A 23,276-nucleotide genomic window follows, 5' to 3' on the forward strand; every position below is an offset into this window, starting at 1 on the left:
TGAGGCAGCAGCCATGACCATGCTTGATCCGAGTACCCACACCCACTGGCATTGCGGCGCGCTCACCGTGCGCTGCCGTACCCGGGCTGCCTCCTCAGGGGACTGGGACATGCTGGTGGACTCCCTGGACAGCCGTCCGGGCGGGCTGCTGGAAAGCGCCATGAGCTACCCCGGCCGTTACACCCCGTGGCGGCTGGGTTTCACGGAGCCCTTCCTCGTGTACGAGGCGCTGCAGCACGACTTCCGGTTCACTCTGCTGCGCCCCGATGCCGGCCCGGTGGCCCGTTTCGTCTTCGACGTCCTGGCCGGCGCGCCCTCGGTGGCGGACCTGGCCTGGTCCGCGGACGGATCGGTGTTCACCGGCACGGTCGTGCGGGGCCGGCCGGAGCTCACCGAGGAGATGCGCACGACTCGGCCGACCTCGCTGGAACCGCTGCGCCTGGCCTCGGCGGGCCTGGCGACCGACCAGGACCACCATTTCGGGTGGTACTCGGCCTTCGGATACGAGCTCCTGACCGAACTCGACCCGATCACGCCGGGGCTGCAACGCTCCGACGACTTGCGGAAGATCGTCGCGTACTTGCCGGGACGCCTGCTGACCGCCGGAGCCGAACGGGACCGTCTGACCGAGCGGGTGTACACCTTCGACTCCGGTCGCTCCGCCCCGTCGGGCACCGGCCTCTGCGGAATCGCCGCCGGGGAGGCCTTCACCGCACTCGTCGACAGCAGCCGTTGCGAGGCCGGTACCGACGACACGCACCAGTACCAGGAGGGGGTCCGTCGCTCGCTGGACTCCTTCGGCCGCGGCGAACTCTTCGAGGTGGTGCTGAGCCAGACCATCAGCCGACCGGTCGAGGCCCGGCCCAGCACGGTCTACCGTCGGCTCGTGGCCGCCAATCCGGCGCCGTACCAGTTCTTCTTCAACCTCGGGCGCGGCGAGTCGCTGGTGGGCGCCTCACCCGAGATGTACGTACGGGTCACCGGCGACCGCGTCGAGACCTGTCCCATCTCCGGCACCGCCGCCCGCGGCGCGGACGCTCTGGAGGACGCGGAACGCATCCGGGACCTGCTCGGCTCCGAGAAGGAGGAAGCGGAGCTGACCATGTGCACGGACGTGGACCGCAACGACAAGTCGCGCGTGTGCCGCCCGGGCACGGTCGAGATCATCGGGCGGCGCCAGGTGGAGGTCTACAGCCGGCTGATCCACACGGTGGACCACGTCCACGGCATCCTGCGTGAGGACTGCGACGCCTGGGACGCCTTCCTCAGTCACATGTGGGCGGTCACCGTCACCGGCGCCCCCAAGCACGTGGCGACCCAGTTCATCGAGGACAACGAGCGCTCGCCACGCCGGTGGTACGGCGGCGCGGTCGGGGTGTTCCGCTTCGACGGCACGCTGGATTCGGGCCTGACGCTGCGTGCGGCACGCCTGAGTGCGGGCGAGGCCGAGGTACGGGTCGGCGCGACGCTTCTGCTGGGCAGTGATCCGGAGGCGGAGGAACGCGAGACGCGGCTGAAGGCGTCGGCGGTGCTCGGCGCCGTGACGGGGGCGACCCCGCCGGGAGCGGGCCGGGCGGTCGTGGCCGGGCGGGCGGGCCGGGGCACGGCCGACGCCGTCACCTCGTCACTGGCCGGGCCGGCGCTGCGGGTGCTGCTGATCGACCATGAGGACTCGTTCGTCAACACCCTGGCCGACTATTTCCGGCAGACCGGCTGCGCCGCCAGCACCCGCCGGTGGGGATTCGACCGAAGCTATCTCGCCGATGCCGATGCGGTGGTGCTCTCGCCCGGACCGGGCCGGCCGGAGGAGTTCAAGATCTCGCAGACGGTGCACGAGTGTGTCGTGGCCGGCATACCCGTCTTCGGAGTGTGCCTGGGCATGCAGGGCATCCTCGAGTACTTCGGGGGCCGTCTGTCGGTGTTGCCGCGGCCCGTGCACGGCCGGCCGTCCGAGCTGCGCGTGCGGAAGACCGACGACCCCCTGTTCGAGGGGCTGCCCGGCCGGTTCCCCGTGGGTCGCTACCACTCACTGCACGTCCTGCCGGAGGACGTACCGGAGTCCGTGGAGGTGACAGCACTCTCCGACGACGGTGTCGTCATGGCCGTGCGGCACCGGGAACTCCCGGTGAGCGGAGTGCAGTTCCACCCCGAGTCGCTGATGTCGCTGCAGGGCGGGCACGGGCTACGGATGATCGGGAACGCGGTGCGGACGTTCCGGGCGGCACGGACGATCGCCCGCTGAGCGTGCGCGGGAGGAGCCGGCGGTCAGGCCTTGGTCTGGCCGCTGTGGCTTTCCAGAATGATCATCGCTTCGCTGCGCTGGAGGTTGGGCACGGAGCGGATCGCCCCCAGGATGACGTCACGCAGATGCGGGTGGTCACGCACGCGCACCTCGATCACCAGGTCCCAGGCTCCGGTGGTGAGGTAGACCGTCTGGACTTCCTCGATCTCCAGCAACGCGTCCACGGTCTGCTCGATCTCGCTGTGCTGGTCGACCAGTGCCCCCACGAGTACGTCCACGCCGAAACCGAGCGCCGCCGCGTCGATGTCGGCGTGGTAGCCGAGGATCACTCCGGCCGCCTCCAGCCGGCTGATCCGCTCCGAGACGGCGCCGGGAGACATGGAGATCTCGCGGGCGATGGCGCGGGCCGACTGCCGTGCGTTGCTCACCAAGTGTTCGATGATGCGGCGGTCGGTCTCATCCGGCACGTAGGGCGAATGCGTCTCGCGGAGGGCGGCGGCGTCAGCGCTGGGCGTCTTCATGGTGGATGGTCCTCGCTCTGCGGGTGCGGGCGCCTCGTCGGCTGGGTGCCGTAGTGACATATCAGATGTGGCTGGTGGACAAAAGTATATGCGTGTACCCATCCTCAGATAACTGAGCCGACGATACGGCTTGTTCTCCGGACGATTGTCCGGATGAAGGGGGTCCCACGGTAATACCTCCACGGACACCGCCGGATCGATCATGGATGAACGTATGCTGAACTCTCTTCTCACTGGACAACTGTCCGCACAGACGGTTACTCTGCGGTCAGACTGTTCTGTCGATTCTGGCGTGTGCCAGGCAGGGGAGTGTTCATGTCGAGAGTTACCGGCCTGACCGGCGAGAGGGCCCGGGACACCAAGTTCAACTCCCTGCGCTACACGCGGGAAGGCTGGACCGCGACCGTCACCATCGACCGGGAGCGCACCCTCAACAGCTTCTGCCTGGAGCTCTTCGAGGAAGTCCAGGAAGCGTTCCGGCTGGCCGAACGGGACGACTCGGTGGCCGTCATCGTCCTCACCGGAAGCGGTGACCGGGCCTTCTGCTCCGGCGCGGACCTGCGTGAGCACTGGGAGCTCTGCCAGCGCCCGCGGGACTACAACAAGTGGATCCGCGAGTTCATCGCCATGCAGACGGCGATCATGCGGTGCGGCAAGCCCACCATCGCCCGTCTCAACGGCCTGGTCCTGGGCGGCGGCAACGAACTCAACATGGCATGCGACCTCGCCATCGCCGCCGACGACGTCGTCATCCAGCAGGCCGAGCCGGCTCGCGGCAGTGTCTCCGGCATCGGGGTCACCCAGTGGCTTCCCCAGCTCGTCGGCGACCGCAGGGCCCGCGAGGCGGCCTTCCTGTGCGAGAAGATCACGGCCCGGCAGGCCCTGGAATGGGGCATGGTCAACCGGGTCGTACCGCGCGACCAGCTCGACGCGGCGGTCGCGGAGATGGCGGCGAACCTCGCCGACAAGTTCCCGGAGGCCCTGCGCTACGCGAAGGTCCAGATGAACTCCGCCAAGGAGATGATCTGGGCGCTCACCGCCCCGCACGCCGGCGAATGGCTCGGCATCCACAGCGGCTCGCCCGAGGCGTACGAGGGCATGCGCTCCTTCCTCGAGAAGCGCGAGCCCGACCGGTTGGCCCTGCGTGCCGCCGCGGTGGACGACCGTTCGCCCGAGTTCGCCGACGGCCCCCCCGTAGTGACCTGTGGCAGCTGCGACGCCACCGGCCTGCCGACCGGCCATCGGTTCTGCGGCCACTGCGGAGCGGCCCTGGAACAGCAGGCCGGTCAGCCGGACCTCCCACAACAGTGACGGACACGAAGGGCCGCTCCCATGAATGTGACGGAGACCCCGGACCAGACCCGGTTCCGGCACGAGCTTCGAACCTGGCTCGACGCACACGTACGCCCGCAATGGCGCGAGCCCGGCTTCGAGGAGCAGGCCTCGGTGGCACTGCGCTTCGCCGTCCGCCGCAAGTGGCACCGCACCCTGGCCACCGGGGGCTGGATCGGCGTCGAATGGCCCGTCGAGTACGGTGGCCGCGGACTCACCCCGGTGCACGGCCTGATCCTGAGCGAGGAACTGGCCCGCGCCCGCGCCCTGCCGATCGCCGACTGGGTCGGCGTCGAACTGGTCGCACCCACCCTGCTGCGGTGCGGCAGCCACGAGCAGCGGGCGCGCTACCTGCCGGGCATCATGGACGGCTCTGAGGTGTGGTGCCAGGGGTTCTCCGAGCCGGCAGCCGGATCCGACCTGGCCGCCGTGACCACCGTCGCCACCCGGACCGCCGACGGCTACCGCATCAGCGGCCACAAGCGCTGGACCAGCTGGGCCCAGTTCGCCGACTTCGCGCTGGTCCTGGCCCGCACCGGAGACCCCGCCGCACGCCATCGCACGCTGAGCTGCTTCATCGTGCCGCTCGGCTCCCCGGGGGTCACCATCGAGCCGATCCCCATGCTCTACGGCGACGCCGAGGAGTGCGACCTCCACCTCGACGACGTCGAGGTCCCCGCCGACGCCCTGGTCGGCGAGGAGAACAAGGGCTGGCGCACCGTCATGACCAGTCTCACGCTGGCCCGCGGCAGCGCGACGCTCATCCGCATCGCGGCCCTCAAGCGGACCTTCGACGGGCTTACCCGGGACATGTTCGCTCCGGGCGTGCCGGCCGCGGGGCTGCCGGACGACAGCGTGCTCAGATCCTTCGCCTTGCTCCACGCCCGCCTCGAGGCGCTCGGCCACCTCGCCCGGCGCAAAATGGGGGAGATGGAGGACGACGGCCTGCCGGGCCAGATCGCCTCCACCGAGAAGCTCCTGTGGGCCCGCCTCTCCAGCGACATCGCCCGCTTCGGGATGGAGACCCAGGACCTGGACGGCATCGTCGAACCCGACCCCAGCGGGGTCTCCACCGGTTGGCGACGCGAGATGTACCGCGCCATGGCGAACGAGATCGAGGGCGGCACCAACGCCATCCAGCGCACCACCATCGCCCGGCACGTCCTCAAACTCCCTTGCTGACGCCAGGAGTCCGCCATGCACTTCACCCTGGGGTCCGACCTCGTGGCCCTGCGCGAGCACGCTCTCAAGACCTTCCGCGATGCCGCCCCCTCGGCCGAGCACTCGCTCTACGACGACCTGTGGGCCGCGCCGCCCGTCCCCGACGACGACAGCCTGCTGCGTGCCGCCCTGATCGCCGAGGCGGCCGGAGCCTCCTCCGGCCCGTTCCACCCCGGCGAACGCATCGCCCTCGCCTGGATCGCGGCTCGCCACCCCGGGCTCCGTCCCGTCCTGGAGTCCGCTCCCCACGTACTGGCAGCGGTCTGCCAGGGCACTGACGGCGCCCTGGAGATCCGGCGCGGCGCCGCCACGTTCGCCGTCGACGGCACCTTCCGCGTGCTCGCCCCGGACACCGCCACCGCCGGCAACGCCCTCGTCCTCGCGGCCCACCGCCGGCGGCGCTTCCTGGTGTCGGTGCCGCTGGCCGGTCGCGGCGTGCAGGTCACGGCGTCCCGTACCGTCCAACCGGACCGCCAGCTGCTCACCGTCACCCTCGACCAGGTGGGGATCCCGGAACAGCAGGCGTTGTCCTGGGACGCGGAACGCGCCCTGGTGTCACTGGGCCAGGTCCTCGCCGCGGCGGAACTCCTCGGCATCATGCAGTGGACCCTGGACGCCTGCGTCGACCGGGCCCGCAGCCGTGAACAGTTCGGCCGTCCCATCGGCGCCTTCCAGTCCGTTGCCCACACGTGCGCCGACATGCTCTGCGCGGTGGAGCTCAGCCGTTCCATGGTGTATGCCGCGGCCGCCCGGCACGACGGTTCCGGCGCCCCGGAGGCACACACCGCCGCGGTCACCCGGATCCTCCTGCGCCACGAGTCGCTCCCCGTCCTCACCGAGGCGGTCCAGCTGTTCGGCGCGGACGGCCTGCGCTGGTCCGGCGACCTGCATCGTCAGCTGCGCAGGTGTCAGGTCCTGCGCAGTCTCTGGGGCACGCCCGCATCCACCACCGACGACGTCATCGAGTACCTCAGAGGCCAGGCGGCCGCCGCCGCGGCGCAGTAGGAGAACGAGCACGATCCACGGAATGGAGAGGTACACCCCATGCTGGATGTCAATGAGCCGGACCGGGCCGCGCTGCGCACCAGGCGCGTCGCCGTTCTCGGATACGGCTCGCAGGGCAGGGCGCAGGCACTGAACCTTCGGGACTCGGGCATCGACGTCGTCATCGGGTTACGCCCGGGGTCGGCCGGAGCGTCCCGCGCCGCCGAGGACGGACTGCGGGTACGCACGGTGGCGGAGGCCGTCGCGGGCGCGGACCTCGTCGCCGTGCTCGTCCCCGACACCGCGCAACCCGCCCTGTACGAGGAGCAGATACGGCCTGCCCTCGCGCCGGGTGCCTTGCTGCTCTTCGCGCACGGCTTCAACGTGCACTACCGGCGCATCACCGCTCCCGAAGGGGTGGACGTGGCCATGGTCGCACCCAAGGCTCCCGGGCACGCCGTGCGATCCACCTACACGGAGGGCCACGGTGTTCCCTGCCTCGTCGCGGTGGAACAGGACGCCACCGGTGACGCGTGGTCGCTCGCCCGCGCCTACGGCGACGCGATCGGCGGGGGCAAGGCCGGTCTGCTGCCCACCACCTTCGCGGAGGAGACCGAGACGGACCTCTTCGGCGAGCAGGCCGTGCTCGTGGGCGGGGTCACCGGTCTGGTCAAGACCGCTTACGAAACCCTGGTCGACGCCGGCTACCAGCCCGAGTCCGCCTACTTCGAATGCGTCCAGGAACTCAAACTGGTCGTGGACCTGATCCACGACCACGGGATCGCGGGCATGCGTACGTTCATCTCCGACACCGCCGAGTACGGGGACTACTGGACGGCCGACCGGCCCGTCTGGGCGGCCGTCCGCAAGCACATGAACGAGTTGCTGGCCGACATCCGGAGCGGCGCCTTCGCCGCACAGTGGGTGTCCGAGGACGAGCGGGGCCGCCCGGCGTTCGCCGCGGCCCGGGCCGAGGCGGCGGCTCACCCCGCCGAGGCTGTGGGGAGTCGGCTGCGGAAGCTCGCGGGCTGAGAGCGGACCGTCCCTACCGCACCAGGGAGTCGGTCGGCACCGCCCTGTGGTGCCGCGGGCCGTGCACCTTGTCGTAGCGCTTCTGGACCACGGCGACCTCGAGTCGCCCGGACAACTGTCCTTGGGGGCGGCCGTCGTCCAGAAGCCGCGTCACGTCGGACCGGATCTCGCAGGATCCGCTGATCCGGATGACGGTGTTGCACCGCCCGGCCACCGTGTGCACGGTCAGGCTGTCGCCGTGCCCCAGGCTCTGGACAGCCTCGGTGAACTCGGCGGACCGCACCGCGGTCACGGCGAGGAACGTCCCGGTCCCACCGGCGCGGGCACCCGGGTCCACATCGGAGATCGCGGAGGAGACCACGGCCCGACAGCCGCGAAGGGCACCGATCCGCTCCAGCCGGGCGATGCTCGTGTCGACTTGACGAGGTGTCATATTGAGCGCGCGGCTGAGGGATTCGGAGCTGAGCCTGGGATTGCGGAGAAGCAGGGAGACGATCGAACGGTCCTGCGCGTCCACGCGATCACGCGAGGGGGCGCACCGCGCCGCGGGCCCTGATGCGTGCCGGCCGGCCGGCACGGTCCCGCCCTGCGGCGGTGCCGGTAAGTTGATCGTTTCTGACAGGGGACGTACCATGGTGAACTCCTTACATATGCTTGCAGACGCCTGGTGAGGCCTCGCTGCTGTGGTCGCTGCCGTCCCGGCCGCGGAAGACCGCGACGAAAGCGGAATGCCCGGAGATGTTCCTGGCGTGAGCTGATGCCCGTAGTCTGGGCAGGATCTGACGGCCAAGTGGGCCTTTGCCAGGCACCAAGACAGCCCTTAGGGTGGATCAGCAGAATGCCTCGCTCCGACAAGGTCGAAACAGCTGGAACCGCGAAGATCGCAAGCGTCAGGACCCGTGCGTCGCGCGTGGTCGTCGTGGAGATCGAACGAGCTTTGGCCAGCGGGGAACTGAAGGTGAACGATCGCCTTCCGTCGGAGCGGGAACTCTCCAAACGGCTCGGCGTCAGCCGTGCGACCGTACGAGAGGCGATACAGGAACTCGTCGGCGACGGGCTGCTCGTCTCGCACCCCAACGACCCCACCGGCGGTTGGCGCATCCAGGAGCCCAGTGAGGCTCCGTTCCGTCGTGCCCTGCTCTCGACCTCCCGGTTTCACAACGCGGTCGACGACCTGGTGCAGTTCAGGGTGTTCCTGGAGAGCACGGCGGCCTCGCTCGCGGCGGCCCACCGCACGGAGGAGCATCTGGCCGAGATGCGCAAACGGCAGGATGCCCTCAGGGAGTTGATCGACGGAGACCCCGTCGCCTTTGGCGAGGCCGACGCCGCCTTCCATCACGCGGTCGCGGAGGCGTCCGGGAACCGCCTGATCGCGATGTGCTCCAGTGGCTGCAGGTCGGCGGTGAAGCAGCTGATCGGAGACCTCCTGACGAAGTCCGAGGACCGCGGCACCGTGATGCGGGACTACGTCAGCCGCCACCAGAAGATTCTCGATGCGATCGCGGAGGGGGACTCCCGTCGGGCCGGCGACCGCGCGGCGGGCGACATACTCGAGTGCTATCCACTCGGCCAGGGTCGCAAGCATCCGCCCCTCCCCCTGTTCACTGCGGACCTGCTGTCCTGATGCTGGTCTGACCAGCATCACGTGTCAAGTGGGTGCCAGGGGGCGGCCGGTCATCCTCTCGCCCCGCTCGTGCAACGAAAACGCAAAGCCCACCGCTTCCGGTCGCTCCCGCGCCCGGCCGCGTCGGCTACCCGGCCGGGCCGGCTCCGCCGGTGACCTCCCGTCGATTCTCCAGATGCCTAAAAATTAGCACTTCAACTGGACAGGTGTTCAGTAGGAGTGTAGTAATGTGAGCGATTGGCTACCACGGGGGTCCATGCCGCGCATAGGGCCGCGTCCGCTCCGAGCATGGAGAGAGAATGGCCGTTCAGAGCACCGAGAGAACCGGCACGGGCCCGCAACGGAGCCCGGCAGACCGCGCCGTCATCCGGAAAGTGACGGTCCGACTCGTCCCGATCCTCATCCTGCTGAACTTCGTCAACTACGTGGACCGCGTGAACGTGGGATTCGCGGCCACGCCGCTGAGCAACGACCTGGCACTGACCTCGGCCGCCTACGGTCTGGGTGCCGGCATCTTCTTCATCGGCTACTTCCTGTTCGAAGTACCGAGCAATGTGATGATGCATCGCTTGGGTGCCCGTGTATGGCTGACCCGCATCATCCTCAGCTGGGGCCTGGTGGTCATCGGCACGGCCTTTGTGCAGGGCGAGCGGAGCTTCATAGCCGTCCGGTTCCTGCTCGGCGTGGCCGAAGCGGGTTTCTTCCCCGGCATCCTGCTCTACCTCACCTACTGGTTCCCGGCCCGTGAACGCGCCCGGGTCTTCTCTCTCTTCTTCCTCTCCGTTCCGCTGGCGACCGTCCTGGGTGCGCCGCTCTCCGCGCTGATACTCCAGTACGTGCGGATCGGCGATATCGAACCGTGGCGTGTGATGTTCTTCGTCGAAGGGCTCCCCGCGGTCACCCTCGCGTTCGTCGTGATCAAGTATCTTCCCAGCCGGCCCGCCGGTGCGCACTGGCTCACCCCGGACGAGGCGGACCGGCTGGCCCTCATCATCGAGAAGGACAGGGCCGCCACGCGCGCGAGCAAGGCTCACGTACGAGGTCGCGATGTCCTCAAGAACCCGCGTGTCCTGGGCCTCATCGCGGTCTTCTTCGGCATCATCTACGGCTTCTACGCCATCAGCTTCTTCCTCACGAAAGTCATCGAAGGTCTCCAGCAGCGCTTCGGCACGCACTATTCGCCGTTCGAGGTCGGACTGATCACGGCGATTCCCTGCGCCTTCGCCACCATCGCCATGCTGCTGTGGAGCCGGCACTCCGACCGCACCGGCGAGCGTGCCTGGCACGTGGCCCTGCCCTGCCTGGTCGGCGCGCTCGGTGTCGGCGTCGCCCTTCACCTCGGCTCGGTCTTCCTGATCGTGGGTGCCCTCAGTGTGGCCGCTGTCGGCATCTACTCCGCCATTCCACCGTTCTGGCAGATCCCGACTCTCTGGCTGACGGAGGCGGCGGCCGCCGTGGGCCTCGCACTGGTGAACAGCATCGGCAATCTCGCCGGATTCGCGGCTCCGTACCTGACGGGCTGGATCCATGACGCGACAGGCGGATTCGAGACAGCCATGTTCGTCATCTCGGGCGCCCTCGTCGGCGCAGCGGTCCTGGTCGTGGCCATAGCCCCCCGCCGGAGAGCCGAGCCGACGCCACCCGAAGTTCTGGCCCTGTCCGTCCCTTCGTCGTAAAGAGACCGCGCTCTCATGCCTCTCGCACTCATCGCATTAGCCATCGCCGCGTTCGCCGTGGGCGTCTCCGAGTTCGCCATCATGGGCCTGCTCCCGGACGTGGCCACCGGTGTCGACGTGTCGATCCCGACCGCCGGCAACCTGATCACCGGCTACGCCATCGGCGTCATCGTCGGGGCGCCTCTGATGACCGCGCTGTCCACCCGCTGGGCCCGCAAGGTCACCTTGCTCACCATCATCGGCCTGCTCATCGCCGGCAACGTGGCCTCGGCCGTGGCCCCCGACTACACGACACTCATGATCGCCCGACTGGTCTCCGGCGTCCCTCAGGGTGTCTTCTTCGGCGTCGGCACCGTCGTCGCCGCCGACCTGGTACCCGCGGAGAAGCGGGCCAAAGCCATGTCCATCATGTTCGGAGGGTTCACCCTCGCGAATGTCATCGGTGTGCCGCTCGGCACCCTCCTCGGGCAGCAGGCCGGCTGGCGGGTCACTTTCTGGGCGATCGCCGGCATCGGCCTCGTCGCGCTGGCGGGCGTGTTCCTCCTCGTCCGCTACGAGGGCCGACCGGACGAGGTGGGCCTGCGTCAGGAACTGGCCTCGTTCAAGAGCCCGCAGGTCTGGATCGCGATGGGCATGACCATGCTCGGATTCGGCGGAGTCTTCGCCTCGTTCACCTACATCACTCCCATGATGACCAAGGTCGCCGGCTTCGACGAGGGCTCCATGACCCCCATCATGGTCGTCTTCGGCCTCGGCATGACGGCGGGCAACCTGCTCAGCGGCCGCTTCGCCGGCCGTCACCTCATGCGCAGCATCTACGTCTTCCTCAGCTCGATGGCCGTGGTGCTGGTCCTGTTCGTCTTCACCGCCCACGACAAGGTCCTCGCCCTTGTCACCCTGTTCCTCCTCGGCATGTTCGGCTTCGCGAACGTCCCGGCTCTCCAGATGCGCATCCTGGACAAGGCTTCCGGGGCTCCCACCCTCGCCGCCGCCGCGAACCTCTCCGCCTTCAACGTGGCCAATGCCCTCGGCGCCTTCCTCGGCGGCCTCGCCATCGACCAGGGCTACGGCTACGCGTCACCCAACGGGGTCGGAGCCGCCCTCGCGACCGGTGGTCTCGTGCTCGCCCTCATCTCGGGCGCCGCCGACCGCAAGCAGGCCGCTCCCGGCCCGCAGCCCCGGCAAGCCACGAGCACCGCTCCGTAAGCCGCGGCCGACGCGGACCGCCCGGGCGGGCACCGAGGGTTCGATGCCTGCCTGCCGGCCTCCAACCCGCCCGGGCCCTTGCGGGCCGCCGTCTTGCCGACCTGGCCCGCCCGGGTACCGCCGTGTCCTGAGGCCCGGGCCCCGGCCCCCGCCTCCCGGTCAAGGTGTCTCGCTCAGGGGGCCGGAGGCCGCGCCCCGTGATCATGACCTCGCACTTAATGCATATGATGTGCAAGTGCGTATGTATAGCGTGAGGCCCGCGACCGCCGACGACCTCGACAGCGCGAGGTCCGTCATGCTCGACACCGTCTACCACGACTTCGGCACCGGATACGTGCCCCGGTGGCACGCCGACATCGTGGACCCGGCCGCCTACTACCTCGCGCCCGCCCGGCACACCCTGCTCGTCGCCGTGGACGGGGACGGGCAGGTCGTCGGCACCGGCGCCCTGGACTCGCGCGGCCCGCAGTCGCCGCCGAACCCGCCCCGGCTGGCCGAGCGGTACCCCTCCGGTACGACCGCGCAACTGCGCCGCGTGTACGTGCGCCCCGGTCACCGGCGCCGGGGCATCGCGCGCGAACTCGTGGCCCGGCTGCTGGAGTTCGCCGCCGCGGACGGCGGCTACCGGTCCGTGTACCTGCACACCGACCCCGCCGTGCCCGGCGCCGAACCCTTCTGGCGCTCGCTCGGCACGGTCGTGCACGACGAACGCGAGGATGCCGGGGGAGGCCAGAGCGTCGTGCACTTCGAGATCCCCCTGAAGCGGACCGGAGGCGCGGTGGGCGCCCCCGGGCACGCGGCGGCTTGATGGAAATGATTTCCATGTAACCTGTCGTCCGTCCGGAACCAGCCGTACGCCACCCCCCACCCCAGCACGAACCGAGGACCATGCCTGCCCCGCGCCCTTCCCGCCTGCTCGCCGCCCTGCTCGCCACGCCCCTCCTGGCCGGCTGCTTCGCCTCCTCCGGTGAGGCCGACGGCAAGCCCGCCGACGGCTCGCGGCTCCGTGTCGCCCTCGCCTTCCCGCCCGCCGAACGGCTCTCCCCGTACGGCGCCGACGCCACCATCCTGAGCCGGCTCGGCATCACCGAGAGCCTCACCGCGCTCGACGGCAACGGCGCCGCCGCCCCCGCCCTCGCCTCCTCCTGGCGCCGGCAGGACGCCCGCACGTGGCAGTTCACCCTGCGCGAGGCCACCTTCCACGACGGCTCCGAGGTCACCGCCGACGCCGTGGCCGCCTCCCTCGACCGGGCCGCCCATGCCCGGCCCGCCCCGGCCGCCCTGTCCGGAGTGACCCTCACCGCCCAGGCCCTGGACCGGCACCGGATACGCGTCAGCACCGGCCGGCCCGACCCCATCCTGCCGCTGAGGCTGTCCAGTCCCGGCCTCGCCGTGCTCTCCGCCAAGGCCTACCGGGACAAGGACCACGTCGACCCGGCCGGCGCCGGCACCGGCCCCTTCGTCCTGAAGAAGGTCACCGGCGCCACCTCCGCGACCCTCGACCGCTACGACGGCTACTGGGGCGGCCGCGCCCAGGCCGCCGGCATCGACGTCCGCTTCGTCCCCGACGGCACCGCCCGCACCAACGCCCTGCGCAGCGGGGACACGGACATCGCCGAAGCCGTCCCCGTCGCCCAGGCCGCCACGCTCCAGCCGGACACCCGCCGGGAGACCGCCACCACCCGCACCACCAGCCTGCTGCTCAACCACCGCTCGGGACCGTTCGAGGACGCGCGGCTGCGTGCCGCCGCCCGCGCCGCCGTCGACACCTCCGCCCTCGCCGAGGACGTCTACGAGGGCCACGCCGACCGCGGCACCGGCATCTACGGCCCCGCCGTCGGCTGGGCCGAGGGCCGCCACCCCGTGCCGGTCGGCAGGGCCGTGCCGAAGCGGCCCGACGGCACCCGGATCACCCTGGCCACCTACGACAACCGGCCCGAACTCCCCGAGGTCGCCCAGGTGCTGAAGCAGCAGCTGGAGAAGGCCGGCTTCCGCGTCGAACTCGTCGTCCGCGAGTACGCGCGACTGGAGAGCGACGCCCTCGCCGGGAAGTTCGACGCCTTCGTCCTCGCCCGCAACAGCCTCGTCGACACCGGCGACCCGGTCGCCATCCTCGCCGGCGACTACACCTGCGCCGGCAACTACAACCTGGCCCTGCTGTGCGACAAGGACGTCGACCGGGCCGTGGCCGAGGCCGAGCGCACCGCCGACACCGTCAAGCGGCAGGACGCGGCACTGCGCGCCGAGGCCCGTATCCTCGGCACCGACTCCGTCGTACCGCTGGTCCACCAGCGCGTCATCACCGGCGTCGGCCGCTCCGTCAAGGGCGTGCTGCTCGACCCCTACGAGCGCACCCTCATCGGCACCGGCACCCGGCGCTGACCCGTGCGGACCGTGCTGTGGCGGGCCTCGCTCGCCTCCGCCCTGGTGTGCGGGATCGGCCTGCTGCCCTGGCTCAGCCGCACCGACCCCGCGCTCACCGTCCTCAAGGCCCGCGCCCAGGACCGCGACCCGGACCCCGCCGTACTCGCCGCCATCCGCGACCAGCTCGGCCTCGACGCCGGGCCGTTGACGCTGCTCGGGCGGTGGCTCGGCGGGCTGCCGCGCGGCGACGCGGGCCGGTCCTGGATCTCCGGGGCCGAGGCCGGACCCGTCGTCGCACAGGCGCTCGGCGCCTCCCTGCTGCTGATGGCGGTCGCCCTCCTGGTGGCCGCCTGCACCGCCGCCGCGGTCTGCGCCCGCACCCTGTACCGGGGCGGCCGGACCCGGCCCGGCGGCACCGGCTCCGCGATGCTCGCCACCCTGCCGGAGTTCCTCACCGCCTCCGTCCTCGCCACCGTCGTCGGCGTCCAGCTCGGCTGGCTGCCCGCCCTCGGCTGGTACGGGCCCCGGTACACCGTGCTGCCCGCGCTCGCCCTCGGCCTGCCCGCCGGAGCCGTCCTCGGCCGGCTCCTCGACGACCAGCTGCCCGGCGCCTTCGCCGAACCCTGGGCGCGCGCCGCCGCCGCGCGCGGACTGCCCCGGGCGCGCATCGCCCGCCAGGCGGTACGCCGCTGCCTGCCCGGACTGCTGCCCAACACCGCCCTGTTCGTCGTCGGCATGACCGGCGGCGCCGTCGCCGTCGAACAGCTCTACGACATCCCCGGCCTCGGCCGCACCACCCTCCAGGCCGCCCTCGCCCAGGACCTGCCCGTCCTCCAGGCCGGCACCCTCGCCCTGCTGCTGCTCGCCGCGCTCGCCACCGGCGCGGCCCGGCTCGCCGTCCGGCTGCTCACCGGCCCCGCCCTGCGCGACGGCGCCCTGCCCGCCCCGCCCCGGCTCACCCCGGCCGTCCGCCGCACCCCGCCGCTGCTGCTCGGCGGGGCGCTGCTCGCGGTCCTCGCGGCCGGCCTGCCCCGCGACCCGCTCGCCCTGACCACCACCGCCCGCCTCCGGCCCCCGTCCTGGGAGCACCCGTTCGGCACCGACGCGCTCGGCCGCGACCTGCTCGCCCGGGTCGCCCACGGCGCCCTGGACACCCTGCTGCTCGCACTCGCGATCAGCGCCGGCACCCTGCTCGCCGGACTGCTGCTCGGCCTGCTGCCCCGGCTGTCCGGACCGCTCGCCGACACCGTCAACGCCGTGCCGCCCGTGCTCGCCGCGCTGCTGGTCACCGCCGTCACCGGGGGCGGCCCGGCCACCCCCGCGCTCGCCGTCGCCGCCGTCGCCTGGGCACCGCTGGCCACCCACACCTCCGCCCTGCTCCGCCAGGAACGCGCCACCCTCCACCTCACCGCCACCCGGGCCCTCGGCGCCGGCCGCTGGTACCTGCTGCGCCACGAACTCCTGCCCGCCGTCGTCCCGTCCGTCACCCGGCACGCCCTGCTGCGGCTGCCCGGCACCGCGCTCGCCCTCGCCGCGCTCGGCTTCCTCGGCCTCGGCGCCCAGCCGCCGTCCCCCGAATGGGGCCGCCTGCTCGCCGAGAACCAGCCCTACGCCGAACGCGCCCCCTGGGCCGTCCTCGCCCCCGCCGCCGTCCTCGCCGTCCTCGGCGCGCTGGCGGTGACCTCCGCGGGCGCCCTGCGCCGCCACCGTGCCCAACCAGCCCCGACCGCACGGGAGTCGACCGCATGATGAGCGCCCCGCGCACCGACCGGGCCCCGCTGTCACCGCTGCTGCGGCTGCTGATCCTCACCCAACTCGCCTTCAACGTCGGCTTCTTCGCCGTGCTGCCGTTCCTCGCCGAACACCTCGGCACGGCGATCGGCATGGCCGGCTGGCTGGTCGGGGTCGTCCTCGGGCTGCGCACCTTCAGCCAGCAGGGGCTGTTCGTGGTGGGCGGCGCCCTCGCCGACCGGTACGGCGTCCGGCCCGTCGTCCTCACCGGCTGCGCGCTGCGCATCGCCGGGTTCGCCTGGCTCGGCTACGCCGAACGGACCTGGTCGGTGATCGGCTCCGTCCTGCTGATCGGCTGCGCCGCCGCACTGTTCTCCCCGGCGGTGGAGTCGGAGGTCGCCCGGCAGGCCGTCCTGCGGGAGGAGGCCGGCGGCGGGCCGCGCGCCCGGGTGCTGGCCCTGTTCACCGTCGCCGGGCAGGCGGGCGCCTTCACCGGCCCGCTGCTGGGCGCCCTGCTGCTGACGGCCGACTTCCGCACCGTCTGCCTGGCCGGCGCGGCCGTCTTCACCGCCGTACTCGCCGGGCACGCCGTCCTGCTGCCCCGGCACATCCCCGGCCGCGAACCCGTCGCCGTGCGCGGCGGACTCGGGCCGCTGCTGCGCAACCGCCGCTTCCTCGCCCTGTGTTGCGGCTACGGCGCCCAACTGCTCGCCTACAACCAGCTCTACCTCGCCCTGCCCGCCGAAGTACGGCGCGCCTACGGCTCCCAGGCGCCGGTCGCCTGGCTGTTCGCGCTGTCCTCCCTGCTGGTGGTGGGCGCCCAACTGCCCGTCACCCGCTGGGCGGGCCGCCGGCTCACCCCGCGCCGCTCGCTGGCGGCCGGGCTGCTGCTGACCGGCGCCGGATTCGCCGCCGTCGCCGCGGCCCGCCCGGCCGGCCTCACCGGCATGGCCGGTCTGGCCCCGCTCGCCGTCCTGGTCGTCCTGCTCACCGCCGGGCAGATGCTGGTCGCGCCGGTCGCCCGTGCCTGGCTGCCCGACCTCGCCGAACCCGGCCGCATCGGCCTCTACACCGGTGCCCTGTCCTCCGTCTCCGGCCTGCTGGTCCTGCTCGGCAGCACGGCCTCCGGCGCGCTCCTCGACCTCGGGCTGCCCCCGGCACTGCCCTGGGCGGCCCTGGCGGCGGTGCCCCTGGCGGCGATCCTGGTCCTGCCCGGCCAACGCCCCACCCACGACACGGCACCCGAACCGGCCTGAGTCGGGCCGCGGTCGGCCGCGGGCTCAAGCCCCGCACGGGAACCGGGACCAGGCTGGTCCGGGGCCGTATCCGAACCGGTCCGAGTCCGGCTCCGGGTTCGTATCCCAACAGTTTCGAGTCCGGCTCGACACTGGCACTCGGACCGGCCTGACCCCCGCTCAGCGCCCCGCCGGCTCCGGCAGGCGCGCCCCGTCGGCCCCTACCCCGCTCGCCGCCCGCGCGGTGCACCACAGCCACCGCACATCCCGTCCGAACGACCACACCAGCGCACCCAGTGCGAGCAGCACGATCGCGAGGTCCGCCGGATACGGCAGCAGTCCGGCGCCCGCCACCAGCAGGCACACGCCCTGCGCGGCGGCGACGGTCTTGCGGGCGAAGGACGGCGGCAGCGGCGCGCTCAGCCACGGCGCGCACCGGGCCGCCGCGACGAACGCGTAGCGCATCGCGCCGATCAGCAGCACCCACGGCCCCAGCCGCGCCGACACGTACACGCTGAGCACCAGGATCAGGACCGCGTCCACCTCCATGTCGAAGCGCGCGCCCAGCGCCGAGGAGGTGCCGGTGCGCCGGGCCACCCGGCCGTCCACGCCGTCCAGCAGCAGCGCCACCGCGGTCAGGGCGACCAGCACCGTCACCGGCGGCGCGCTCGCGAAGGAGTCCGCGACCAGCGCCGTCACCCCGCCGACCAGACCGGCCCGGCCCAGCGTGACCCGGTTCGCCGGCCCGAGGCACCGCAGCCGGGAGCGGTGCCCGGCACGGCGGAGCACCGCCCAGGTGGCGAACGCGAAGGCGAGTCCGGTCAGCCAGCCGGCCGGACCCATACCGGTCACCGGGCCGAGCGACGCCAGCAGCAGCACCTGCGCACCCGCCCCCACGGCCGTCTCCTGCCGCAGCCTCGCGTCGTACATGTCGTTCAGGGCCACCGCACACCCTCCGGCCGAGTGACAGAGTCGATCAGCGCCGCGTACTGTGCGCGGCCTGTGCACCACCCGGTACGTGAACAGCTTCCCGATCGTTCAGGAGGACGCCGATGCACCGCGCCGCCCGCGCGTTCTGGCTCCGCTCGCCCGGCCACGGGGAACTCCGCGACGTCACCCTCCCCGAACCCGCCCCCGACGAGGTCGTGGTGCGTGCCCTGTACTCCGGGGTGAGCCGGGGCACCGAGACGCTCGTCTTCCGCGGCGGGGTGCCCCGGAGCCAGCACACCGTGATGCGCGCGCCGTTCCAGGAGGGCGACTTCCCGGGCCCGGTGAAGTACGGCTACCTCAGTGTCGGCGTGGTGGAACACGGCCCGGCCGCGCTGACCGGCCGTACGGTGTTCTGCCTGTACCCGCACCAGAGCCGCTACGTCGTCCCGGCGAGCGCCGTCACCGTGGTGCCCGAACGGGTGCCCGCAGAACGGGCCGTCCTCGCCGGGACCGTGGAGACCGCCGTCAACGCCCTGTGGGACGCGGCACCGCTGATCGGCGACCGGATCACGGTGGTCGGCGGCGGCATGGTCGGCTGCGCGGTCGCCGCACTGCTCGCCCGGTTCCCCGGCGTCCGGCTCCAGCTGGTCGACGCCGACCCGGCCCGCGAGGCGACCGCGCGGGCACTCGGCGTGGACTTCGCCCGCCCCGCCGACGCCCTCGGCGACCGTGACCTCGTCGTGCACGCCAGCGCCACCGAGGCCGGCCTCACCCGCTCCCTGGCCCTGCTCGCCCCCGAGGGCACGGTCGTGGAACTGAGCTGGTACGGCGACCGGACCGTGGCCCTGCCGCTCGGCGAGGCCTTCCACTCCCGCCGGCTCACCCTGCGCGGCAGCCAGGTCGGCACCGTCTCCCCGGCCGCCCGGCCCGGCCGCACCTACGCCGACCGGATGGCACTCGCCCTGGACCTGCTCGCCGACCCCGCGCTGGACGCCCTCGTCACCGGCGAGAGCCCCTTCGAGGAACTCCCGTCCGTCCTGCCGAAGCTGGCGTCCGGCGAGCTGCCCGCCCTGTGCCACCGCATCCGCTACACCGGGACCGGCCCGACCTGAGAACGGAGTGAGAGAGGGCTGAACACGGGGAAGCGACAAGCCGTACTACACGGCATCCCCCGCCGGGCAAGCGCGGGGGACCAGACGCGCCGCACCGGGAGGGTCGTCCGTTGTTCAGCATCACCGTCCGCGATCACCTCATGATCGCCCACAGCTTCCGCGGCGAGGTCTTCGGACCCGCGCAGCGCCTGCACGGCGCCACGTTCCTCGTGGACGCCACGTTCCGCCGCGCACAGCTGGACGAGGACGGCATCGTGGTCGACATCGGCCTGGCCACCCGCGAACTGCACGCGGTCGTCGACGAGTTGAACTATCGCAACCTCGACGACGAACCCGACTTCCAGGGCGTCAACACCTCCACCGAGTACCTCGCCAAGGTCATCGCCGACCGGCTCGCCGAACGGATCGCCAAGGGCGGGCTGGGGGAGGGCGCCAAGGACCTCGCGGGGATCACCGTCACCCTGCACGAGTCGCACATCGCCTGGGCGAGTTACGAGCGCGCCCTGTGACCGGCCTGACCGCGCGCCGCGGCCGCCGCCCCCGCCCGGCCGCCGCCCCGGACACCACCCGGACCGTTCCCATGTCCCTGCGCACCGCGCACTTCGTGATGCCGGGCGGCGTCGACGACCCGGCCGCGCCCAGCGGCGGCAACGCCTACGACCGCCGGATCCGCCTGGACCTGCCCGGCTTCGGCTGGCTGGTCACCCCGCACGCCGTCCCGGGCGGCTGGCCCCGCCCGGACGGCCCCGCCCGCGACCGCCTCGCCCGCACGCTGCGGGACCTGCCGGACGACGCCGTCGTCCTGCTGGACGGCCTCGTCGCGTGCGGTGTCCCCGAGATCGTCGTGCCCGAGGCCGGGCGGCTGCGCCTCGCCGTCCTCGTCCATCTGCCGCTCGGCGACGAGACCGGCCTCGACCCGGCCGTCGCCGCCGCCCTCGACACCCGTGAGCGGGCGGTGCTGCGGGCGGCGGGCGCGGTGATCGCCACCAGCGACTGGGCGGGCCGCCGGCTCGTCTCCCACCACGGGCTCGCGCCCGACCGGGTGCACGTGGCCGCGCCCGGCGCCGACATCGCGCCCCTCGCGCCCGGCACCGACGGCGTCTCCCGGCTGCTGTGCGTGGCCGCCGTGACCCCGCGCAAGGGACAGCACCGGCTGGTGGAGGCGCTCGCGGAGGTCCGGGACCTGCCGTGGACCTGCGAGTGCGTCGGCGGCCTCGGCCAGGACCCCGGATACGCGGACCGGGTACGGCAGTCGACCGCCCGCCACAGCCTCACCGACCGCCTGCGGCTGACCGGCCCCCGCACCGGCGCCGACCTGGACGCGTCCTACGCCGCCGCCGACCTGGTGGTCCTGCCCTCCCGCGCCGAGACCTACGGCATGGCGGTCACCGAGGCCCTCGCCCGGGGCGTCCCGGTCCTCGTCACCGATGTCGGCGGCCTGCCCGAGGCGGTCGGCCGCGCCCCCGACGGCCGGGTGCCCGGCATCCTCGTCCCGCCGGAGGACCCCACCGCGCTCGCCGCCGCGCTGCGCCGCTGGTTCGCCGACCCCGACGTACGGCACCGCCTCAAGGCCGCGGCCCGCGGCCGCCGCACCACGCTCGCCGGCTGGCCCACCACGGCCCGCACCCTGGCCACCGTCCTCCACCACCTCCCGCACCCACCGAGGAGGCCGGCATGAACACCCCCGCAACCCCGCCCGGCAGCACACCCACGCCCCGATCAGCCCCGAAGCCACCGACGGCGCCGGCCGACGGGTCGGGGAGCGCGGAGGTGCGAGAGGCGGGCGCGGGCGGAGAGAGACGGGACTGTGCGCCGGGAGGCGGGGCGGGCCGGGTTGCGAGCGCGCGTGACGCGGGGGCGGAAGAGCGAGCCGGCGCCTCGAGGAGCGGCGCGGGAGGCGTGCGGGGGTGTGGCCGGGGTGTGACCGCCGGGCAGCACGGCGGTGTGCCGGGCGGTGGTGCCGGGCCCGTGGGGCAGTCCGGGGAGCAGGGCACGGTACGGCTGCGGGGCGCGGTCGCGGGGGAGAGGGGCGGCGTGCCGGATGGTGGTGCCGGCAGCGAGACTCCGCCGGTCCCTGGGGATGGTTCCGCCCAAGTCGTCGCCGGCGTCGGGCCCTTGGGGCAGTTCGGCGAGCGGGACACCGTACGGCTGCGGGGCGCGGCCGTGGGGGAGGAGGACGGTGGTGCCGGGAGGGGGATGGCCGTCGATGGGGTCGTCGCCGGTGCCGGGCCCGTGGGGCGGTCGGCGGACCGGGGCGTCGTAGGGCCGCGGGGTGCGGGTGGTGAGGAGCCGCCGCGGTACGCGCCCGAGTGGCTGCGGCTGCGGGAGGGCGCCGACGCGGCGGCCCGCGCGCGGGAGTTGCTCGGCCCGCTGCGGATCCGGCCGGCCGACCGGACCGGTGGCCCCCTGGTCGTGCACGACCTGGGCTGCGGTACCGGCTCGATGGGCCGCTGGCTCGCGCCCCGCCTGCCCGGCGCCCAGCACTGGATCCTGCACGACCGTGACCCCGGCCTGCTGCGCTTCGCCGCCATGGCCGCCCCGCGCGCCGCCGCCGACGGCGGCCCCGTCACCGTGGAGACCCGGCGCGGTGACGTCGCCCGGCTCACCCCGGAGGTGCTCACCGGCGCCTCACTGGTGACCGCGTCCGCGCTGCTGGACGTCCTCACCCGGGCCGAGGTCGAGACCCTCGCGGACGCCTGCGCGGGCGCCGGCTGCCCGGCCCTGCTCACCCTCTCCGTCGCCGGGCGCGTCGAACTCACCCCGGCCGACCCGCTGGACACCGTGATCACCGAGGCGTTCAACGCCCACCAGCGGCGCGCCGGGCTGCTCGGCCCGGACGCGGTCACCGTGGCCCGCGAGGCGTTCGCCGAGCGTGGCGCGACCGTCCGCCCGCACCCGAGCCCGTGGCGGCTCGGCCCCGAGGAGGCCGCGCTGACCGGGCAGTGGCTGCGCGGCTGGGTCGGCGCGGCGGTCGAGCAGCGGCCGGAACTGCGCGGCCCCGCCGAGCGCTACCTGACCACCCGGCTCGCGGCCTGTGCCGCCGGCACCCTGCGCGTCACCGTCCACCACACCGACCTGCTGGCCCTGCCCCGACCGAAGGGCGGCGGCCCCGCATGACCACGAGACCGACGGCACCCCACCCCATGGACACCGGCGAGCAATCGGCCACCGTGGCCCGCCCGCACGGTCGCGTCGGCCTGCGCAGGCGTCTCGGTGGGCTCGTCGGTGCCGGTCTTCTCGGTGTTCTGCTGTGGCGGCTCGGTACCGGTCCGCTGCTCGACGGGCTGGGGCGGATCGACGGCCGGACGGTGCTGCTCGCGGTGGGGATCGGCGTGGTCACCACCGTGTGCAGCGCGTGGCGCTGGCAGTCGGTGGCGGCCGGGCTGGGGCTGCGGCTGCCGCTCGGTCCCGCGGTCGCCGACTACTACCGCGCGCTGTTCCTGAACGCGGTCCTGCCGGGCGGCGTCCTGGGCGATGCGCACCGGGCGGTACGGCACGGGCGCAGTGCCGGCGACGTCCGGCGCGCGGTGACGGCGGTCGTACTGGAGCGGGTCGCCGGCCAGCTGGCGCTGGCCGTGACCGGCGCGCTGCTGCTGGCGACCCTGCCGTCCCCGGTGCGCGCCGGGGTCCGGGCCGGTGCGCCGGCGGCCGGGCTCGCCGCCGCCGGGGTGCTCGCCGTCGTACTCGCCGTCCGGCTGAACCGCCCGCCGGCCCGCCGGGACGGTGCACCGTCCCGGCGCCTCGGCGAGGTCCGCCGGGGGCTGGCGTCGCGGCGGGGCGGACCCGGCATCGCGCTGTCCTCCGTGGTCGTCCTGGCCGGGCACCTGGCCCTGTTCGCCGTGGCGGCCCGGGTCGCCGGGGTGACCGCCCCGGTGACGGTGCTGCTGCCGCTCGCCGTGCTCGCCCTGCTGGCCATGGGACTGCCGCTGAACGTCGGCGGTTTCGGCCCCCGCGAGGGCGTCACCGCGTGGGCGTTCGGCGCGGCGGGGCTCGGCGCGGACCGCGGGATGGCGGTCGCCGTCGTCTACGGCGTCCTCGGCCTCGTGGCGAGCCTGCCCGGTGCCGC

Annotated in this window: 19 protein-coding genes and 1 pseudogene; 17 read left to right on the forward strand and 3 right to left on the reverse strand. The window is 73.0% G+C overall.

Features of this window, described 5'->3' with window-relative positions:
- Positions 1-13 precede the first annotated feature (13 nt).
- The gene (locus HB370_RS32655; protein WP_030789000.1) at positions 14-2,242 is read left to right on the forward strand and encodes an anthranilate synthase component I; all 2,229 of its coding nucleotides are present in this window, start codon (positions 14-16) and stop codon (positions 2,240-2,242) included.
- 23 nt (positions 2,243-2,265) lie between these two features.
- On the opposite strand, the gene HB370_RS32660 is transcribed toward HB370_RS32655, so the two are convergent.
- Positions 2,266-2,763 (reverse strand): Lrp/AsnC family transcriptional regulator, encoded by a 498-nt coding sequence (locus tag HB370_RS32660; protein WP_051816042.1) that lies wholly within the window; start codon positions 2,761-2,763, stop codon positions 2,266-2,268.
- 315 nt (positions 2,764-3,078) lie between these two features.
- Between HB370_RS32660 and HB370_RS32665 the strand changes: the two genes are divergently transcribed.
- From HB370_RS32665 to ilvC, 4 genes are read left to right on the forward strand one after another with little or no spacing between them, the layout of a single operon-like run.
- Positions 3,079-4,074: an enoyl-CoA hydratase/isomerase family protein gene (locus HB370_RS32665; protein ID WP_051816041.1), complete on the forward strand. Its 996-nt coding sequence runs from the start codon at positions 3,079-3,081 to the stop codon at positions 4,072-4,074.
- Between the two features lie 21 nt (positions 4,075-4,095).
- On the forward strand, positions 4,096-5,277 hold the full coding sequence (locus HB370_RS32670; RefSeq protein WP_030788990.1) for an acyl-CoA dehydrogenase family protein: 1,182 nt from the start codon (positions 4,096-4,098) through the stop codon (positions 5,275-5,277).
- A gap of 15 nt (positions 5,278-5,292) precedes the next feature.
- Entirely contained in the window at positions 5,293-6,321 is a 1,029-nt protein-coding gene (locus HB370_RS32675; RefSeq protein ID WP_030788987.1) for an acyl-CoA dehydrogenase family protein, read from the forward strand.
- A 39-nt stretch (positions 6,322-6,360) separates the two neighbouring features.
- A complete protein-coding gene (ilvC, locus tag HB370_RS32680; RefSeq protein WP_030788984.1) occupies positions 6,361-7,332 on the forward strand; it encodes a ketol-acid reductoisomerase in 972 nt (323 codons plus the stop codon).
- A gap of 13 nt (positions 7,333-7,345) precedes the next feature.
- Here the strand turns inward: ilvC and HB370_RS32685 are convergent, their stop codons facing one another.
- Positions 7,346-7,849, reverse strand: coding sequence for an AsnC family transcriptional regulator (locus tag HB370_RS32685; protein WP_157855632.1), 504 nt, complete (start codon positions 7,847-7,849; stop codon positions 7,346-7,348).
- 321 nt (positions 7,850-8,170) lie between these two features.
- Here HB370_RS32685 and HB370_RS32690 point away from each other — a divergent pair, with 321 nt between their 5' ends.
- From HB370_RS32690 to HB370_RS32720, 7 genes are all read left to right on the forward strand, one after another.
- Positions 8,171-8,956 (forward strand): FadR/GntR family transcriptional regulator, encoded by a 786-nt coding sequence (locus tag HB370_RS32690; RefSeq protein ID WP_167345764.1) that lies wholly within the window; start codon positions 8,171-8,173, stop codon positions 8,954-8,956.
- Positions 8,957-9,255: 299 nt separating this feature from the next.
- Positions 9,256-10,632 (forward strand): MFS transporter, encoded by a 1,377-nt coding sequence (locus HB370_RS32695; RefSeq protein WP_037702660.1) that lies wholly within the window; start codon positions 9,256-9,258, stop codon positions 10,630-10,632.
- 15 nt (positions 10,633-10,647) lie between these two features.
- Positions 10,648-11,838 (forward strand): MFS transporter, encoded by a 1,191-nt coding sequence (locus tag HB370_RS32700; protein ID WP_030788976.1) that lies wholly within the window; start codon positions 10,648-10,650, stop codon positions 11,836-11,838.
- Positions 11,839-12,067: 229 nt separating this feature from the next.
- Complete coding sequence (locus tag HB370_RS32705; protein ID WP_051816039.1) at positions 12,068-12,646, forward strand: GNAT family N-acetyltransferase; 579 nt, start codon at positions 12,068-12,070, stop codon at positions 12,644-12,646.
- An 80-nt stretch (positions 12,647-12,726) separates the two neighbouring features.
- Positions 12,727-14,220 (forward strand): ABC transporter substrate-binding protein, encoded by a 1,494-nt coding sequence (locus HB370_RS32710; RefSeq protein WP_030788973.1) that lies wholly within the window; start codon positions 12,727-12,729, stop codon positions 14,218-14,220.
- 3 nt (positions 14,221-14,223) lie between these two features.
- Entirely contained in the window at positions 14,224-15,951 is a 1,728-nt protein-coding gene (locus HB370_RS32715) for an ABC transporter permease subunit (RefSeq protein WP_030788971.1), read from the forward strand.
- Positions 15,948-17,189 (forward strand): MFS transporter, encoded by a 1,242-nt coding sequence (locus HB370_RS32720; protein ID WP_030788969.1) that lies wholly within the window; start codon positions 15,948-15,950, stop codon positions 17,187-17,189. The genes HB370_RS32715 and HB370_RS32720 overlap by 4 nt, the downstream gene beginning before the upstream one ends.
- A gap of 159 nt (positions 17,190-17,348) precedes the next feature.
- Here HB370_RS32720 and HB370_RS32725 read toward each other — a convergent pair whose 3' ends face one another.
- The gene (locus HB370_RS32725) at positions 17,349-18,113 is read right to left on the reverse strand and encodes a CDP-alcohol phosphatidyltransferase family protein (protein WP_030788967.1); all 765 of its coding nucleotides are present in this window, start codon (positions 18,111-18,113) and stop codon (positions 17,349-17,351) included.
- Positions 18,114-18,220: 107 nt separating this feature from the next.
- Between HB370_RS32725 and HB370_RS32730 the strand changes: the two genes are divergently transcribed.
- From HB370_RS32730 to HB370_RS32750, 5 genes and pseudogenes are all read left to right on the forward strand, one after another.
- The gene (locus HB370_RS32730) at positions 18,221-19,210 is read left to right on the forward strand and encodes a zinc-binding alcohol dehydrogenase (RefSeq protein ID WP_030788964.1); all 990 of its coding nucleotides are present in this window, start codon (positions 18,221-18,223) and stop codon (positions 19,208-19,210) included.
- Positions 19,211-19,320: 110 nt separating this feature from the next.
- On the forward strand, positions 19,321-19,719 hold the full coding sequence (locus HB370_RS32735; protein ID WP_030788961.1) for a 6-carboxytetrahydropterin synthase: 399 nt from the start codon (positions 19,321-19,323) through the stop codon (positions 19,717-19,719).
- A 5-nt stretch (positions 19,720-19,724) separates the two neighbouring features.
- A complete protein-coding gene (locus HB370_RS32740) occupies positions 19,725-20,888 on the forward strand; it encodes a glycosyltransferase family 4 protein (RefSeq protein ID WP_030788958.1) in 1,164 nt (387 codons plus the stop codon).
- Positions 20,889-21,373: 485 nt separating this feature from the next.
- Positions 21,374-22,327: a methyltransferase domain-containing protein gene (locus HB370_RS32745; protein ID WP_051816053.1), complete on the forward strand. Its 954-nt coding sequence runs from the start codon at positions 21,374-21,376 to the stop codon at positions 22,325-22,327.
- A 26-nt stretch (positions 22,328-22,353) separates the two neighbouring features.
- Positions 22,354-23,256 (forward strand): annotated as a pseudogene (locus HB370_RS32750) (lysylphosphatidylglycerol synthase transmembrane domain-containing protein); the annotation flags it as partial.
- Positions 23,257-23,276: the final 20 nt, after the last annotated feature.

Source organism: Streptomyces sp. DSM 40868 (assembly GCF_011820545.1).
GTDB classification, from domain to species: Bacteria; Actinomycetota; Actinomycetes; order Streptomycetales; family Streptomycetaceae; genus Streptomyces; species Streptomyces eurythermus.

Bases quoted from the DNA above. Each gene is read 5' to 3' on its own strand.
- HB370_RS32655 (WP_030789000.1), top strand. From the start codon at position 14: ATGACCATGCTTGATCCGAGTACCCACACCCACTGGCATTGCGGCGCG.
- HB370_RS32660 (WP_051816042.1), bottom strand. From the start codon at position 2,763: ATGAAGACGCCCAGCGCTGACGCCGCCGCCCTCCGCGAGACGCATTCG.
- HB370_RS32665 (WP_051816041.1), top strand. From the start codon at position 3,079: ATGTCGAGAGTTACCGGCCTGACCGGCGAGAGGGCCCGGGACACCAAG.
- HB370_RS32670 (WP_030788990.1), top strand. From the start codon at position 4,096: ATGAATGTGACGGAGACCCCGGACCAGACCCGGTTCCGGCACGAGCTT.
- HB370_RS32675 (WP_030788987.1), top strand. From the start codon at position 5,293: ATGCACTTCACCCTGGGGTCCGACCTCGTGGCCCTGCGCGAGCACGCT.
- ilvC (WP_030788984.1), top strand. From the start codon at position 6,361: ATGCTGGATGTCAATGAGCCGGACCGGGCCGCGCTGCGCACCAGGCGC.
- HB370_RS32690 (WP_167345764.1), top strand. From the start codon at position 8,171: ATGCCTCGCTCCGACAAGGTCGAAACAGCTGGAACCGCGAAGATCGCA.
- HB370_RS32695 (WP_037702660.1), top strand. From the start codon at position 9,256: ATGGCCGTTCAGAGCACCGAGAGAACCGGCACGGGCCCGCAACGGAGC.
- HB370_RS32700 (WP_030788976.1), top strand. From the start codon at position 10,648: ATGCCTCTCGCACTCATCGCATTAGCCATCGCCGCGTTCGCCGTGGGC.
- HB370_RS32710 (WP_030788973.1), top strand. From the start codon at position 12,727: ATGCCTGCCCCGCGCCCTTCCCGCCTGCTCGCCGCCCTGCTCGCCACG.
- HB370_RS32720 (WP_030788969.1), top strand. From the start codon at position 15,948: ATGATGAGCGCCCCGCGCACCGACCGGGCCCCGCTGTCACCGCTGCTG.
- HB370_RS32730 (WP_030788964.1), top strand. From the start codon at position 18,221: ATGCACCGCGCCGCCCGCGCGTTCTGGCTCCGCTCGCCCGGCCACGGG.